The organism is Pedobacter rhodius, from assembly GCF_027213645.1.
Taxonomy (GTDB): Bacteria; Bacteroidota; Bacteroidia; order Sphingobacteriales; family Sphingobacteriaceae; genus Pedobacter; species Pedobacter rhodius.
Genome location: NZ_JAPWGL010000005.1, coordinates 309730 through 326450, shown reverse-complemented (window position 1 = coordinate 326450; position 16721 = coordinate 309730). Strand labels below are relative to the sequence as shown.

The 16721-nt window shown below is 37.1% G+C and carries 10 protein-coding genes; 2 read left to right on the top strand and 8 right to left on the bottom strand.

Going from position 1 to position 16721, the window contains the following annotated elements; genetic code table 11:
* Positions 1 to 13: 13 nt before the first annotated feature.
* From O0931_RS18135 to surE, 5 genes are all read right to left on the bottom strand, one after another.
* Positions 14 to 3013, bottom strand: a complete 3000-nt coding sequence (locus tag O0931_RS18135) for a SusC/RagA family TonB-linked outer membrane protein (RefSeq protein ID WP_269416897.1) — start codon at positions 3011 to 3013, stop codon at positions 14 to 16.
* Positions 3014 to 3376: 363 nt separating this feature from the next.
* Positions 3377 to 4381: a LacI family DNA-binding transcriptional regulator gene (locus tag O0931_RS18130; RefSeq protein ID WP_269416895.1), complete on the bottom strand. Its 1005-nt coding sequence runs from the start codon at positions 4379 to 4381 to the stop codon at positions 3377 to 3379.
* Positions 4382 to 4512: 131 nt separating this feature from the next.
* Positions 4513 to 5637 carry a lipid-A-disaccharide synthase gene (gene lpxB, locus O0931_RS18125; RefSeq protein ID WP_269416894.1) on the bottom strand — a complete coding sequence of 375 codons (1125 nt, stop codon included), beginning with the start codon at positions 5635 to 5637 and terminating at the stop codon, positions 4513 to 4515.
* A 114-nt stretch (positions 5638 to 5751) separates the two neighbouring features.
* Positions 5752 to 6024: a stationary phase survival protein SurE gene (locus O0931_RS18120; protein ID WP_269416893.1), complete on the bottom strand. Its 273-nt coding sequence runs from the start codon at positions 6022 to 6024 to the stop codon at positions 5752 to 5754.
* A gap of 9 nt (positions 6025 to 6033) precedes the next feature.
* Entirely contained in the window at positions 6034 to 6873 is an 840-nt protein-coding gene (surE, locus tag O0931_RS18115) for a 5'/3'-nucleotidase SurE (protein ID WP_269416892.1), read from the bottom strand.
* Positions 6874 to 7277: 404 nt separating this feature from the next.
* Between surE and O0931_RS18110 the strand changes: the two genes are divergently transcribed.
* Complete coding sequence (locus tag O0931_RS18110) at positions 7278 to 10208, top strand: M16 family metallopeptidase (protein WP_269416891.1); 2931 nt, start codon at positions 7278 to 7280, stop codon at positions 10206 to 10208.
* Between the two features lie 91 nt (positions 10209 to 10299).
* Here the strand turns inward: O0931_RS18110 and O0931_RS18105 are convergent, their stop codons facing one another.
* From O0931_RS18105 to O0931_RS18095, 3 genes are all read right to left on the bottom strand, one after another.
* Entirely contained in the window at positions 10300 to 12018 is a 1719-nt protein-coding gene (locus O0931_RS18105; RefSeq protein ID WP_269416890.1) for a hypothetical protein, read from the bottom strand.
* Between the two features lie 88 nt (positions 12019 to 12106).
* On the bottom strand, positions 12107 to 13165 hold the full coding sequence (locus O0931_RS18100) for a glycoside hydrolase family 130 protein (RefSeq protein WP_269416889.1): 1059 nt from the start codon (positions 13163 to 13165) through the stop codon (positions 12107 to 12109).
* 60 nt (positions 13166 to 13225) lie between these two features.
* On the bottom strand, positions 13226 to 13411 hold the full coding sequence (locus tag O0931_RS18095; RefSeq protein WP_219489440.1) for a CsbD family protein: 186 nt from the start codon (positions 13409 to 13411) through the stop codon (positions 13226 to 13228).
* Positions 13412 to 13610: 199 nt separating this feature from the next.
* On the opposite strand from O0931_RS18095, the gene O0931_RS18090 reads away from it, so the two are divergent.
* Positions 13611 to 16706 (top strand): SusC/RagA family TonB-linked outer membrane protein, encoded by a 3096-nt coding sequence (locus O0931_RS18090; protein ID WP_269416888.1) that lies wholly within the window; start codon positions 13611 to 13613, stop codon positions 16704 to 16706.
* Positions 16707 to 16721: the final 15 nt, after the last annotated feature.

Genomic DNA, 16721 nt, shown 5'->3' with positions numbered 1-16721 from the left:
AATTATTTTATGATTAGAATCCAACTTGTAATCCAAGGGTAAATGTTTTTGTACGAGGATAAAAGCCCCTGTTATCAATACCTACGGTTAAACCTGTATCCTGAAGTTCCGGATCCAGACCTGAATAGTTTGTAAATGTTGCGATATTCCGGCCAGAAGCATATAGCCTTAAATTACGGATATAGCTCGTTTTTAATTTGAAATTATAGCCTAATGTGATGTTGTCAAGTTTTACAAAATTTCCGCTTTCTAAGTAATAATCCGAAAATTGAGGCGAATCTTTAAGGGCTGCATTTTTTTCAATTGCAGATCTTAACACATTGTTCGGTAACCAAGCTATATTTCCGAAAAACATATCCTGTACATTTAAAATATCATAACCAAATTTACCTCTGAAGAAGATGGTTAAATCGAGATTTTTGTATTTGAAAGTATTAGACATCGATGCATAGTACTTCGGGATACCATTACCAATTACCGTTAAATCTTCGTTATTAATTCCGGCAGAATTTGTTATTGAACCATCCTTTTTATAGAATTGCCATTTACCCGATGCATCAATACCGGCAAATCTTCTACCGTAAAAGTTTCCTAAAGGCTGACCTTCAACAGCTCTAATTGTATTCCCTAAATTCCCCGGGGAAGGCAAACCACCATATTCCAAGAAAGTTGCCTTAAACACATCGTTTGAAAGAGAAGATAAATTATTTTTGTTGGTACTAAATAAAACATCGGTACTCCACTGGAAATCTTTCGTTTGTACAGGAATCGCATTAATGGCAATTTCCAAGCCTTTGTTAGAAATACTACCAACATTGGTGTAAATTGTACTGTTAACAAATGCCGGTACCTGCGCATTGTAACTTAAAAGCAAATCAGTTGTTTTACGCGTATAATAATCAATTGAACCACCTAAACGGTTATTCAGGAAACCAAATTCCAAACCAACGTTAAATTCCTTTTTCTTTTCCCATCTTAAATCCGGATTCGGGTTTCTCGACGGGCCATAGGTTTGAACCCATTTTCCGTCCTGTAAGTAAGGTCCTCCGGTGCTCAATGTAATTAATGATTGGTAATTAGGAATGCCCTGATTACCCGTTACACCGTATCCGGCTCTTATTTTTAAATTGTTTACCCATTTAAATTGCTCCATGAAGCTTTCTTTGGTAATAACCCAACCTACTGAAGCAGCCGGAAAGGTTCCCCATTTATTGTTTGCACCAAATCTTGATGAACCCTCTCGTCTGGCAGAAACTGAAAGTAAATATTTCCCCTGATAGGCATAATTAACGCGGCCCAACAATGAAATTAAAGTATTATCCTCCTTAAAGGATCCGATTCCAGGCCTTGGTAATGTTACGTTTGTAATGGCATTACCTGCACCAATGTTCCAGTCTTCGAATGCATCGGTAATGAAGCCTGAGTTGTTTAAGTTGAAATCTTCTCTGGTAAAATATTGATAACTATAGCCCACCACAGCCGATATGGAATGGTCGTTATTGAATACTTTATTGTAATCTATTGTACTTTCGAAGGTGTATGTTTTATCTTGTCGGTTGGCTTTAGAGGCATAACCAGTTCCCTGATAGGTTTGAGTTGAAGAATAAGATGCCCTGTCCCTGTACGATCTATCATTATATGTATCTCTGATTAATGCGCCAAAAGCAGAAATTTTTAATCCGTCAATAACCTCTAACGTAAGCTTGGTATCTCCGGAAAAAGTTTGCTGGTCTCTTCTATTTAACTCCTGCGTAATTCTGGCCAGCGGATTATAATTGTTAAAAGCGGTGGTTTGCGTAAACGATCCATCCGGATTGTATACCGGAGCAGTTGGATTTCTCTGAACAGATTGTTCGAAATCACCATCAGAACCACCTAAAAGATTTGCGTTATTAAAATTGGCGGCTAAATTGGTTTGCATAGATAGCCGGTCTTTCAAGCCTTTTTGATTTAAATTTAACCTCGCACCGTAGTTTTTCCGACCATTTTCTTTAGATATACCCTGTAAATCATTGTAAAATAAACTAGCTCTGTAATTTGACTTGGGCGTACCGCCGGTAGCGGCAAAATTGTGATACTGCGTAATGTTCTCTTTATTCAGCAATAAATCGTACATATCAGTATTTGCACCTAAATTATTTGATGGAGAGCGGGCAATAAACTCTTCAGCTGTTAAAAAGTCGGGCTTTTTAGCAACATAATCTCTCGAAAAGTAAGTGTTGTAATCATAAGTTGGGTCGCCGCCTTTACCTTTCTTGGTGGTGATTAAGATTACCCCTGCATTAGCACGCGTACCATAAATTGCCGCAGCAGAACCATCTTTTAAAACGTCAAACGATTCGATATCATCTTGCTGCAACAAATCGAGGTTACCACCGGGTATACCATCGATTACAATTAATGGTGTTGCAGAACCCGTAATGGAAACAATACCTCTCAGTTGTACAGCAGCGCTGGAATTAGGATTATTGCCTCCTGTACGTGTAATACTTAAACCTGCAACCTTACCTTGAATTAAATCCAAAGGACTTCTTGAACCGCCCTGGTTAAAGTCTTCGCTTTTTACAGTCGAAACTGCCGATGTAATTTCTCCCCTCTTTTGTGTACCATAACCAACAACTACAACTTCATTTAATTTGGTGTCAGTTGCCACTTTTAATTTAATGCTGATTTGTTGTTGTGTACCTACTGTAATACTCTGGCTTTGATAACCTACATAAGAAAAACGGAGTACATCGGTAGCATTTGCCACAATGCTAAATTTTCCGTTGGCATCTGTTACAGTACCTTTGCCAGAATTTGAGTTGACCACTCCAACACCAGGAACTGGCTGATTGGTTTCGTCGACAACTGTACCTGTGATAACATTTTGCGACTGAACTTGCTGCCATAGCTTGTTCGTTTTCAAGAATCCATCGGCTCCTTCCCTCGCTGAATTCATTGAAAACGCAGGGCCATTGAGCAAAATAATTGCCGCAGATAGCCCTGAAATTTTAAGTAAATTAATTTTCATTAGGGTTTTGTTAAATTTTAATTGATTAGTTATGTTATTTTTCCTTTTACTGTTAGGCGTCCCTTACCGATATCTGACTATCGCTGGTAAAAAATACAGGCATAAAATCATTTACCTGTTATTATAGATTGTATTAATCTTTAGTTGAAAAGTGAGATTGAATAATAAAAACCGTAAAAAGCGAATGTTTCTCCGCGAAGGATATAGGACTGCAACTTATACAGCCTTGGATTTTCAAAATTTCTCATAAATATATCTGGTTATAGTAAATCGTTTTACCACATCAATAGTAGAAATTTTATTTGTTTAATAAAACGATTTAGTTGTAAAAAAAACGTTACAACCAGATTGTTCAGTGAAAATTTAATTTCTGATAATAAGTGTAGCCGGAATAATTACCTCCTGGTTAGGCAATATAGATTTAGATGATAACTGACTTAACAACAGCTTGATAACCGTTTCGGCTATCTCTTCTAAGGGTTGCTGAACGGTGGAAATGCCAGGCGTATGCAATTCAAAAGCTTCATGATCATCATAGGCAATTACCGATAACTCGGCACCTATTTTTTTCTTTATTGATTTAAGCACTTTCAAGCCGCTTATGGCAAGGTAGTTTGTCGCAAACAAAACGGCATCTATTTTCTCGGAATTGAAAAGCATTTTTATTTCGTCGATGGTCGATGCTTCGTTCTGATTGAAATGAATTTTCAAAACGAGTTCTTCCCTGTAGGTTAAGCCATAATCGAGTAAAGCTTTTTTATAGCCCTCAAAACGTTCGGTTATTTGTTGAACGTCAATATCCGTTGTAACCAGTGCTATATTTCTTTTCCCTTGTGCAATAAAACTTTCTATAGATTGATAAGAAGCGCTGAAATGATTTGCGCCAACATAATTGGCCTGTACATCACGCAGATTTCTATCAAATAAAATAACAGGCTTATTATCATTTATAAGCATCCGTATATCTTCTTCCAGGCCTTTAACGGGTGAAATAATGTAGGCATCAACTTTCCTGGATTTGAACATATTAATCAGTTCTTGCGCCTTTTCTACATTATTTTCAGTGCTTGAATAAATAATCTTATAACCACGTTTGTAAGCTTTATCTTCTATCAACCTGGCTATTTTTGCAAAAAAAGAGTTAGAGATATCTTCAACAATCAGGCCTATGATATTAGAGTTACCCGTTCTTAAACTTCTGGCAATCTGGTTTGGTTTGTAACCGCTTTCCTCAATAATTTTTTCGACTTTTTTTATTACGGCTTCACTAATCGATTTTTCTTTTGCTTTCCCATTGATGATAAAAGAGACAGTTGTAATTGAAACATTTGCTTTAACAGCTATATCTTTTATGGAAAGGGTTTTCATTGGCTTTAATAATCATGAATGAATCAAAACTAAATAAAAAAACGACATTTTTAATGTTTGGTCGGGAATGGCTTATAATTTGTTTACCATTAACGCAGTAAGCAAGTTAAATTGTTATGAATCTGCCAACATCATTTGTAAACAGATTCCTGGTTTTTTAAATATTTAACAATCAGCTTTGCTGTTTTTTCAGATGCGCCTGGTGCTCCCATTATTGACAGTAAATCGTTATAATCTGACAGCATATTATTCCTGCTTTCTCCATCAACTATTGCCTGCATTTCAAGATTAACCCGTTCAGTGTTACAATCTTCCTGGATAAGTTCTGTCACAATTTTTTTATCTACAATAAGGTTTACCAGCGATATGAACCTGATGTTAACAAGCATTCTGGCGATGGCAATAGAGACTGTTCCACCCTTATATACCACAACCTGCGGTACTTTAAATAACGCCGTTTCCAGCGTAGCCGTGCCTGAGGCAACAATTGCAGCATGTGCATTTTGAAGGAGGTTATAGGTATTGTTAAATATAAGCCGGACTTTTTTAGAACCGATAAATGTTTGAAAATATGCTTCGCTAAAAGTTGGTGCCGCAGCGATAACAAATTCATATTCAGGATAATTATCGGTTATGCTAAGCATAACCGGCAATAAGCGTTCTATTTCCTGCTTCCTGCTTCCGGGCAAAAAGGCTATAATTTTCCTGTCACTTATATTATAATTTGATCTGAAATTAACGTCGGGCTTAAATTGATCTTTTTCATCCAATAGGGGATTACCAACATAATCGACCTTCATACCCCATTTTGCATAAAAATCGACCTCAAACGGTAAGATGCAGAACATATGATCAACAACTTTTTTAATCTTCAAAACCCTTTTCTGATTCCAGGCCCAAACCTTTGGCGAAATGTAATAGCAAACCTTTATTCCGTTTGATTTAGCAAAATCGGCTATCTTTAAATTAAAACCGGGAAAATCAATAAGAATTAAAACATCTGGCTGCCAATCCAAAATATCATTTTTACAGGCACTCAGATTTTTATAAATGGTTCGGATATTTAATAAAACCTCCGTAAAACCCATAAAAGCCATATCCGCGTAGTGCTTTACCAACTGCCCGCCTTCATCCTGCATCTTATTTCCACCAAAAAACCTGAAAACAGCTTCTCCATCTTCATTCTTCAACGCTTTCATTAAATTAGCGCCGTGTAAGTCGCCTGATGCTTCGCCGGCTACGAGGTAGTATTTCATAATTGATGGATACTGGGAAATGGGTGGTGGATGATGGAAGTATAAAATGAAAAGTAACACATTAGTATATCCTGAACACTTCCATCATCCATTTTACGTATTACCTTTTCCATCCTAAAAAACTTTATAATAGAAAAAAACAAATGCACATAGAAATGTTGCAGCCAATATTCCCCTACCTGTATTTTCTCTATTATATTTAAAAAAGTATTGCATCAGGTAAGCATTTACGGCAATGCCACCAATATAAAGCAAGTCTGCTTTTGCTAAATAAACTACATGATTTATAATATACCATGCTATTGAACAAAGAATGGTGGGAACGATTAAACCGATTGCTAATCCAATCCAAACAGAATTATTTAATTTACCTAATTGTTTATTCATTACGAATCGTTAGCCCAGGCTTACACCATCGGGAGCTGAAATTTTATTTTCCTTCTTGTCTTCCACTTCGTCCTTATTAAAATTCCAGCTGTTTAAAATCGGAATGGCATGATGTGCCGTTAAATCGAACTGAACCGGAACAACCGATGCATAATTGTGTTCAAGGGCCCACACATCGGTATCTTCACCTTTATCGAAATTCTGAAAGACGCCGGTTAACCAATAATAGGGTCTTTTATAAGGATCGGTTCTTTCTTCAAATTCTTCGGCCCATTTTGCATTCGCCTGCCTGCAAATTTTAATACCTTTTATATTATCTCCCTTCGGAAAATTTACATTCAGCAAAGTTGCTTCAGGCAAACCATGTTCTAAAACCTGTTCGCAGATGGTTTTAATATATTTCTTACTAGGACCAAAATCGGCATCCTGGGCAAAATCATCGAGTGAAAATCCTACAGAAGGAATCTTTTCGATAGCACCTTCTACAGCAGCAGACATGGTTCCTGAATAAATAACGTTAATCGAATTATTTAAACCATGGTTAATTCCGGAAACACATAAATCTGGTTTTTTACCTTTAAATATTTTATTAACGGCTATTTTAACACAGTCTACTGGTGTTCCACTACACTTATACATTTCCACGCCCGGATATAAATCGACTTTATCAAAACGAATTGGCTTACCAATAGTAATTGCATGCCCCATTCCGCTTTGCGGACTATCGGGCGCAACCACAACTACATTTCCGATTTCCTGCATCACTTCCATCAGGTTTTTAATTCCAGTGGCTGTAATACCATCGTCATTTACAACAAGAATATTAGGTTTTGTGCTTTGCTTTGTCATTTGGTAAAAATACAGATTATAAAAATTCTTGTTATACTAAACTAAAATTTATCTGTTTATTTTATTCAAGATGTATAAAATAGCCACAGATTCACAGATTAGAAGCAAATAAAAGTTCTGTAAATCTGTGGCAAAAAATTAGCCTCATCCCTCAAGATGTTCAAAGTAGCCACAGATTCCCAGATTAGGAAAATGCAATAATCATCAACCTAATTTTCAAAGTAAAAATCTGTGAATCTGTGGCAGAAAAAAACCAGTCCTATGTTTTTAGTTTGAAATAAAATTTATTTCATTCGATGACATAAAGCATATATATTTGGATAAATAACTTATTTAAATACGATTATACATTTTATTTTACCGCTATAAATGTGTGATCGTTATCATAAACCAAAATCAAATAGATGAAATTCAAATTATTTACGCTGGCTTGCTTTCTGGTAACCGGTACGTTTGTTAAAGCGCAAACTTACCAGTGGAAAACAGGCACCTCGGGTGGTTACACGTACAAATATGTAACGAACGACCCTTCCTCAACCCGCTTTTATACCTTGAAAAACGGCTTAACGGTTATTTTGTCGCCGAATAATAAAGAGCCGAATATTCAGTTCCGCATGAGTGTCAGGGCCGGTAGTAATACAGATCCTAAAAATGCAACAGGTTTAGCGCACTATTTAGAGCACCTTTTATTTAAGGGTACCGATAAATTCGGAACGGTAGATTGGGCTAAAGAAAAACCATATTTAGATAAAATTGATGCGCTTTACGAAAAGTATAATAAAACAACCGACCCTGCTCAACGTAAAGAAATTTATAAGGAGATTGATAAAACTTCAGGCGAGGCATCGAATTATTCTATTGCGAATGAATATGATAAAATGATGTCGGGCATTGGTGGCAATTCTTCCAATGCGCATACCTGGTACGAAGAAACCGTTTACAATGAAGACTTTCCTTCGAACGCAACTGATAAATTTTTAGCTATCCAGGGCGAACGTTTCCGCAAACCCATTTTCCGTATTTTCCATACAGAATTAGAAGCGGTTTACGAAGAAAAAAACCGTGGTTTAGATAACGATCCGAATAAGTTGGATGAGGCGATGATGGCCTTATTATTTCCTACACATAATTACGGTCAGCAAACAACAATCGGAACCATTGAGCACCTGAAAAATCCATCTTTGGTGGAAATCAGAAATTATTACAATAAATACTATGTGCCTAATAACATGGCTGCCGTATTTACAGGCGATTTTAATCCTGATGTAATGATTAAAAAAATCGATAACACTTTCGGTTATATGGTTGCAAAACCAGTTACACTTTACAATCCTGCTCCAGAAAAACCATTAACAAAAATTCAAAAAGTTGATGTTTATGGACCAAGCGCAGAAATGGTCGAAATTTATTACCGCGGCTTTGCAGAAAACACACAAAACAGCTTAATGCTTAATTTAATAAAAAGCATTTTATTTAATGGTAAAGCAGGTCTGATTGACATCAATTTAAATAAGCAGCAAAAAACGCAACGATCGAGCGCCAGCTACCAGCAAATGAAAGATTATGGTGTGTTTAATTTATCGGCACAACCTCGTCAGGGTCAAAGTTTAGAGCAGGCCTCAAAGTTATTACTGGAGCAAATTGATTTACTAAAGCAAGGTAAGTTTGATGATGATTTAATAAAAGCAATTGTAGCCAACCAAAAGTTAAGTTTTTTGCAGGCTTTCGACAGCAATAACAGCAGGGCAGAATATTTATCTAATGAATTTATTCTGAACAGAGGAACAAAATGGGATAAAAGCTTAGGCGATATTGAGGCAACGGCTAAAATTACAAAAGCACAGGTTATTGCTTTTGCCAACACTTATTTTAAAGATGATTATGTAATCGGTTTTAAACATAAAGGCGAAGATAAAAATATCATTAAGGTAGAAAAACCTGCAATTACGCCGATTAATGCAAACGGCAATCTAACGTCTCCATTTGTTAAAAATATTTTAGAAGCGCCGGTAAAACCAATAGAACCGAAGTTTTTAGATTATAAGAAAGACATTGTAATGGGTAAAGTTGGCATAGCTGATGTTTTAACAACGAAGAATGGTGAAAATTCTATTTTCAGAATGACATACAGATTTAACCATGGCGCAAATAGTTATAAATTATTACCTTATGCTGCAAGTTATTTACCTTTCTTAAGCACAGATAAATATAGCGCTGAAGATATTAGTAAAGCATTTTACAACATCGCCTGTACGTATAGCTTAAATGTCGGCGCAGAAAATACCACGATTAGCATCAGCGGTTTACAGGAAAATTTTGACAAGGCCGTTAGCCTGGTTGAGCACATTTTTGCTAATGTAAAACCAAACGAAAAAGCCTTATCCGATTTAAAAAACACAATTTTAAAAAGCAGAGAAAACAACAAGTTAAACAAAGGGCAAATCATGTCTGGCTTAACTTCTTATGCACAATATGGCAGTATAAACCCTTTCAATAACGTGCTTTCGAACGAGGATGTTAAAAACATGAAGGCAGATGATTTAATTTATCTGTTAAAAAACCTCACAAACTACGAACACGTAATTACTTATTATGGTCCGAAAGATGTAACCGCTTTTACAGCGGATATTAAGAAAGAACATTTATTACCGAAAGAGTTTACACCTGCTGCACCGGCAAAAGTTTATACCTACAGCGTTCAGGATAGTAACCGGGTATATTTTGCGAACTATGATATGGTTCAATCTGAAATTCGTTGGTTTAGAAATACAGGCTTATACAACAAAACGGACAGAGCAAACATAGAAGTATTTAACAACTACTTTGGAGGTGGTATGGGTTCTATTGTTTTCCAAACCATCAGAGAATCAAAAGCTTTGGCTTATTCTACTTACGCAACCTACCAAATGCCCGACAGAGCAGATAAACAATACAGTATGGTCGCTTATGTTGGTAGCCAGGCCGATAAAATGACTGATGCCGTTAACGGTATGAACGAATTGTTGAATGTTTTGCCACAAAGTGATAAATCATTCGATGGCGCAAAATCTAACGTATTGACTTACCTCGAATCGAACAGGGTAACAAAAGACGGTATTTTCTTTTATTACTTTGCTGATAAGAAATTAGGTTATGATTACGATTCGAGAATCGATTTATACAAAGAATTAAAGCCGATTAATTTCGCCAGCATTAAAGCTTTCCACGATGAAAAAGTTGCGAACAAACCATATACTTATCTGATTGTAGCTTCTGATAAAAAAGTAAAATTAGAAGATATGCAGAAATTTGGAAACGTTAAAACCTTAACTTTAGAACAGATTTTTGGTTATTAAAAGCAGAAAATACTATTAGCGAAAATATAAAGTTTAAAAGCGGTTCTCAGAAATGGGAATCGCTTTTTGTTTTCAGCGCATGAAATGGTGACTATTTTTTCTGATAATCTATCACGATACCGTTTGCCAATAACTTATTATCAGCTTTGGTTATTTTACCATTTACAGGTGTTTCCACAATTAAAACCGAACTATTTTTTTCAACCGAAACATTGGCAGCGAGTGATACATTCTTTGCGATAAACTCCTGCGCAACAGCATTGTATAAATCAACTTTCTTTTTGCCTTTAATTTTGTAGTTGACGATTTTATTTTGATTGTATGGATTGTAAATCAAATAGGTTGGATACGCCTTATTTCGATAAAAATCGGTTGCCAGAACGTCTAATTTCAAGATACCTTCTACAGTTGTCTTTTGAACAATTGCTCCAAATATTCCGACATGACTGCTACCGTAAACGCTGAACTGAGAAACTTCAGGATTTTTGCCAGGTACCCATTTTGGTCCGTCGCCCTGTGCAACCGGTGCTTTAAGATTTGTATATAGTGAATCAAAAGTAGAACTTCTGGCAAAGCCTTCGTAAGCAATAACACCTTTTGTAACCGTAGCAAATTGCGGTAAGGTCTGGTGTTCTTTGGGCGCATATTGAGGATAAAATAATCTCGAAGCGTTAACGGCATTCAGCATCCATTTACCAATTGCATTCGCATAAGCAGGATCGTAACGAACAATAGGTACCAAAGGCCAGGCGGCATCAAATGTATTCATCAAAAAACCGTAACCACCATGATCCATTGTGCTGCCAACAACGCCTGAAACATCAAATCCGTTCCATTTGCCGGTTAAAATCCCCCAACCCGCTCGGCAAACAGCTGTCCCGTCAAAAGTCCAGCCTAAAAGCTTTTGAACATCAAAACGTGTTCCTTGTTCCACATTCATCCTTGCAGCCAGGTAAGCGCCAAAAGGCATTAATAATTCATATGTTGGATTTATCTTATTGTTTTCTAAGGCGGTCATTGCGCTGATTGCACCCTGCAGATAACGCTTATCGCCAAACTTTTTGTAGGCGGCATACAAAACCCAGGCGTGGCCGGCAGCTGCATCCTGTTGCGCACAAATTTGGTTTTTCATAGGCTTCATTTGTGCATAATCGAAATACGAATAATTATAATTGCCTTTTAAAATAGAATCTGCTTTATAAAATTTTTCAGCAATACTTTTAGCAATCCAGTCGAAATCTTTTTCATTTGGATACCGTTCATAAATCGCGTAAAAAAGTACATTTGGGTAAACGTCGTACCACCAATCCCTTCCATAACCACCGCCTAAAAGCGCAACTTCCGGAGCGGTATTATTCATCATAATGTTCCATTTTGTATCCCGGTTAAAATAATTTTTCAGCATAGCGACATAGTTCATACCGTTCTGTTTACTTTTATCAATGCCGATTAAACTGGCGCCCAACACAGACCCCATATTGGCCAGTGCTTCATGAAACATACCTTTATTGTGTTGCTTTCCTTGTCGAACATCACCAACAGCGGTATAAATTCCCATAACGGGCTGATCGAAATTTTTATTGGTACTGTCCATCCAAATCATTGGCCAGTAATCGCCTGTAGCCTGAAAATCATAAATGGTTTTATCGAAGTTTTGTGCCATTAATTTCCAGTCGATAATTTGTAAAGGCTGCGGTAGGTTAGCCATCTCTTCCACCCTGTTCAGGGTTAACTGCTTAACCTGAGCTTTCACAACACCATAGCGAACTATAAATGTGATTATTAAAAGAATTTTTAAAGTAAATCTCATTAGTAATTAAATATTTTATTTGGTTAGCAGCTGGCATTATAACATCTGGCTTTAGCTCGCTGTAATTTAGGCTTTTCTTATATGTATATTATTCAGTAAGCTTATATTTTAGATTGGATAATATTTCCTGAATTGAAAATTTGGCTCCGCAAACAAATTCATCTGCCGCACCATAATAAATCGTTAACTCATCACCGTTAACCAAATGCCCGTTTGTAAAAACCACCTGGCCAAAAAAGCCGTTTAATTCGTAATCGACCGCTGGCTTCATAATTGGTTCTTCCGTTTGGGCTAATACTTTCGATGGATCATCCAAATCCATTAAAAAAGCACCCAGACAATATTGATGTTCATTGTTTGCGCCATGGTAAATTTCGAGCCAGCCTTTCTCCGTTTTAATCGGCGCTGCGCCGGCGCCAACACGCTTGCTATCCCAGCTATTTTTCCGGGTTTTGATTAAGCATTTATGATTGCCCCAGTGAATCCCATCTGGCGATTCGGCCAGCCAGATGTAATTGCCACCTAAATCAACACTACTCGGGCGATGGAGTGCATAAAACTTCCCATTAATCTTTTCTTCAAAAATTGCACAATCTTTATTATGAGGCGGAATAACCATTCCATGTTTTTCAAAGATTTTCCAATCTTTAGTTGTTCGCATGCCAACTCCAACGCCATCACCAGAAACGGCCGTAAATGTGAGGTAATAGGTGCCGTCGATTAAAGCTACCCGGCAATCTTCAATACCGAAAACTTCATCCGGACCTTCGCCTTGTAATAAGGGGTAACCTTCGGGCTGATGGAAATTGATGCCGTCATCGCTACAAACCAATCGCAAATGCGAAAGTGTTGTCAGATAATCGGCTCCTTTATAGGTAATTACACGAGGGTCGTCGGCAATCAGATCCGGGTCATTTTCATTTATGGCAATAATTTCAATCCCGTCGCCTGTTAAAACCGGGAAAGAAATTACACCATTTATCTGTTTAGGTCTTTCGGCAACACGAATGAGCAACCAGGTTTTATTTTGGAAAGTAAAAACACCCGGATTTAACAAACAGGCAATTTCCAAACCTTCGCGACTTGAGGCTAAATCTTTCGGGGACAGTATTGGGTTCTGGGAAAATCTTTTCGCTAGGTCGGCCATATTTTATATAAACAAAACAGGCAACCAAAACTGATTGCCTGTTTATTAGAATTCAGGTTTTTATAATGAATTAATCCATTTTACAAGTTCATCACGGCCTTTGCCGGTTTTCTGTTGTAATTTTCCTAACAATTCATCATCCTTACCTTCTTCATGGGTTAAATCATCTTCCGTTAAATCGCCATAAGCTTGTTTAACTTTCCCTTTAATCTCGTTCCATTTGCCTTTTAATTCTAACTTATCCATTTTATTATCGCCTTATATATTAAATATTTGTTTTTGTTTCTTAATAACAAATATGGGTTACATATTGTTTCATGATGATTTTATTCGTTTTATTTCAAGAAAAAAGCAAAAATTTTTATTAAGAATCCCTGATAATTTAGTTATATTTAAGCATGACGCGTTACTCAGCATACTATTATTAACTAAAACCTAAAATTTGATGAAAAAACTACTCTTAAGTTTATTTTTATCTTTTTGCGCAATTTCCTTTGTCTTTGCTCAAGACAAAGTGATTAGCGGAAAGGTAACAACCCAAAATGCGGAACCAATTCCGGGCGCCAGCATTTCTGTAAAGGGTTCACCTGCAACAGGCACACAGACTGATGCATCAGGAAATTACAAATTATCAGTTCCCGCTAATACGAAAACATTGGTATTCAGCTTTATTGGCTATAAGAGCAAAGAAGTTGCGATAGGCAGTTCAACAATTAATGTGAGCCTTGAAGAAGAAAACACGACGTTAACTGATGTGGTCGTGGTTGGTTACGGTACACAGTCGAAAAGAGACTTAAAGGGTTCTCAATCATCTGTTAGTTCTAAGGACTTAGAAAACCTGCCTGTGACCACATTTGAACAAGCACTGCAAGGTAAAGCTGCCGGTGTTAATATTTCTGCGCAGAATGGTAAACTCGGGCAAGGCATAACAGTAAGAGTAAGGGGCGCTGCATCTGTAACGGCAGGTAGTGAGCCGCTTTATATTGTAGATGGTATTCCAATTACATCCGGAAATTTTTCAAGTACATCGGCACCTACCAGCGCGCTGGCAGACATCAATACCAATGATATTGAATCAATCGAAGTTTTAAAAGATGCATCAGCTTCTGCTATTTATGGAGCAAGGGCCTCAAATGGTGTCGTATTAATTACCACAAAGCAAGGTAAATCCGGAAAAACAACCATTAATTTCAGTGCTTTAGGTGGAGTAAGCACACCTTCTAATCACCGTGAATTTTTAAATGCCGAACAATATGTTCAGATTATGCGTAGAGCCGGCGAAGGCGCAGCCAATCAGGATTTCTTAAATGGTGATTATGCCACTTTAGCTGCAGCAAAGGCTGCTTATGCAACAAGTGTAGAAAGCAGGTTAACCCGTTATTCAGCCGGAAACACGGATTATCAGACTTATAAAGTTAATTCAAACTGGGAAGCTGCTGCTTTTCAGGATAACCCCTTAACCCAACAATACGATTTAAACCTAACCGGCGGAAATGAAAAAACGAAGTTTTATATTGGTGGACAGGCTTTAGACCAGGATGGTATTATCGTTGGAAATAGTTACAAACGTTACAGCGGCAGGTTAAACCTGACAAATAAAGTTACTGATTTCATTGAAGTTGGTGTGAACATAAATTTTTCTAACAGTATTAACAACAGATTATCAAACGACAATGCTTTTTCAAGTCCGTTACAGGCTGTTGCACTATCACCAATTACACCTTTTATCGATCCGCGTTCTGGTTTAGTTAGCGGAACCTTGCCGGGCGCTGCTTCTAACTATCCGGTTTATTACAATCCGTTTATTAGCATTGACAATGCTTTTTATAAGGCAACTGTTTACAGAACAATTGGTAAGGCTTTTGCCAATATAAATATTGCCAAAGGTTTAAAATTCAGTACAGACTTTTCAATTGATAACCTGAATCAAAATGAGGAAAGCTATTATGGCTCATTAACGTTCAGGAATACGGGAACGGCCAATGGCGATGGACAAAATATTTCAACTTTCGTAATTAATGCCAATACAAACAACTACTTTACCTATGCGACCAACTTTGGGGAAAAAAGCCAGTTTGATGCTGTTTTAGGTACCAGTTATCAAAAATCTACCAGTAAATACAGCACATTAGAGGGCCAGGATTTTCCCAGCGACTCTTATATAAAACTCGGAAGTGCCGCAACAAAAGTTACGGCAACGTCTAACGAAAGTGCGTTCAGCTTTTTATCTTATTTCTTTAGAGCAAACTATAAATACAACAATCGTTATTTACTTGGTTTTAGTGTTAGGGCTGATGGTTCATCACGCTTTGGTGCAAATCATAAATATGGTTATTTTCCTGCCGGTTCATTGGCATGGATTGCATCTGAAGAAGATTTCTTAAAAAGCAGTAATTCTATTAGTTTATTAAAATTCAGAGCAAGTTATGGTTTAACAGGTAATGCTGAAATCGGGAACTATTCAGCCCGTGGTTTATTTAGCGGTACTGGCGCTTATGGCGGTAGCGCTGGCCAGATTCCGACCAGAATTGCAAATCCCGATTTAACCTGGGAGAAAACAAAACAACTTGATTTAGGATTGGATTTTGGCATTTTTAAAAACCGGATTAGCGGTGTTTTTGATTTTTATCAGAAAAACACAACCGATTTATTATTAGATGTGCCTATTCCTCAAACAACAGGTTTTTCTACTAAAACCCAGAATTTAGGCAAGCTTAAAAATACAGGTTATGAGCTGGGCATAAATACCGAAAACTTTGTAGGTGCTTTTAAATGGTCAACAGCTTTAACAGCTTCTATTAACAACAATAAAATTACCGACTTAGGTGGCCAGGTTTTAAATAGCAATGAAATTAATGCTGCCATTGCCGGTCAGCCAATTGGAGTGTTTTATTTACCTGAATATGCAGGTGTGAATCCGGCGAACGGCGATGCCATTTATTATCTGAACACAACAGATGCAAGTGGTAATGTAAACAGAGGTACCACAAACGACATCAATCAGGCACAAAGAATTTTTGCCGGAAATCCGAATCCTAAATACATCTTCGGAATTAACAATACTTTCTCTTTTAAGGGGTTTGATTTAGGTGTGTTCCTGCAAGGCGTTAGCGGAAATAAAATCTTTAATGCAGGTGGTCAATATATGAGTGCAAGTGCATCTAACGGTTATGACAATCAAACTGCAGACCAAATGTCTTACTGGAATAAACCGGGCGATATTACTCAAGTGCCTGAACCACGATTATTTTATGCCAATGGAACAGGAAACTCTACAAGATACCTATCAGACGGTAAATACCTTCGTTTAAAAACCTTAACCTTAGGCTATACTTTTACGCCTGAAGTTTTAAGTAAAATTAAATTAAGCAGGTTGAGAATTTATGCTACCGCTCAAAATTTAGCAACAATTACAGGTTACAAAGGTTGGGATCCTGAAGTGAATGCGGATTACCAGTCGACTAATATCAATCAGGGGGTAGATTTCTATTCAGCGCCTCAACCAAGAGTGATATCATTCGGTATAAACATTGGCTTATAATTTTTAAAGAGATTC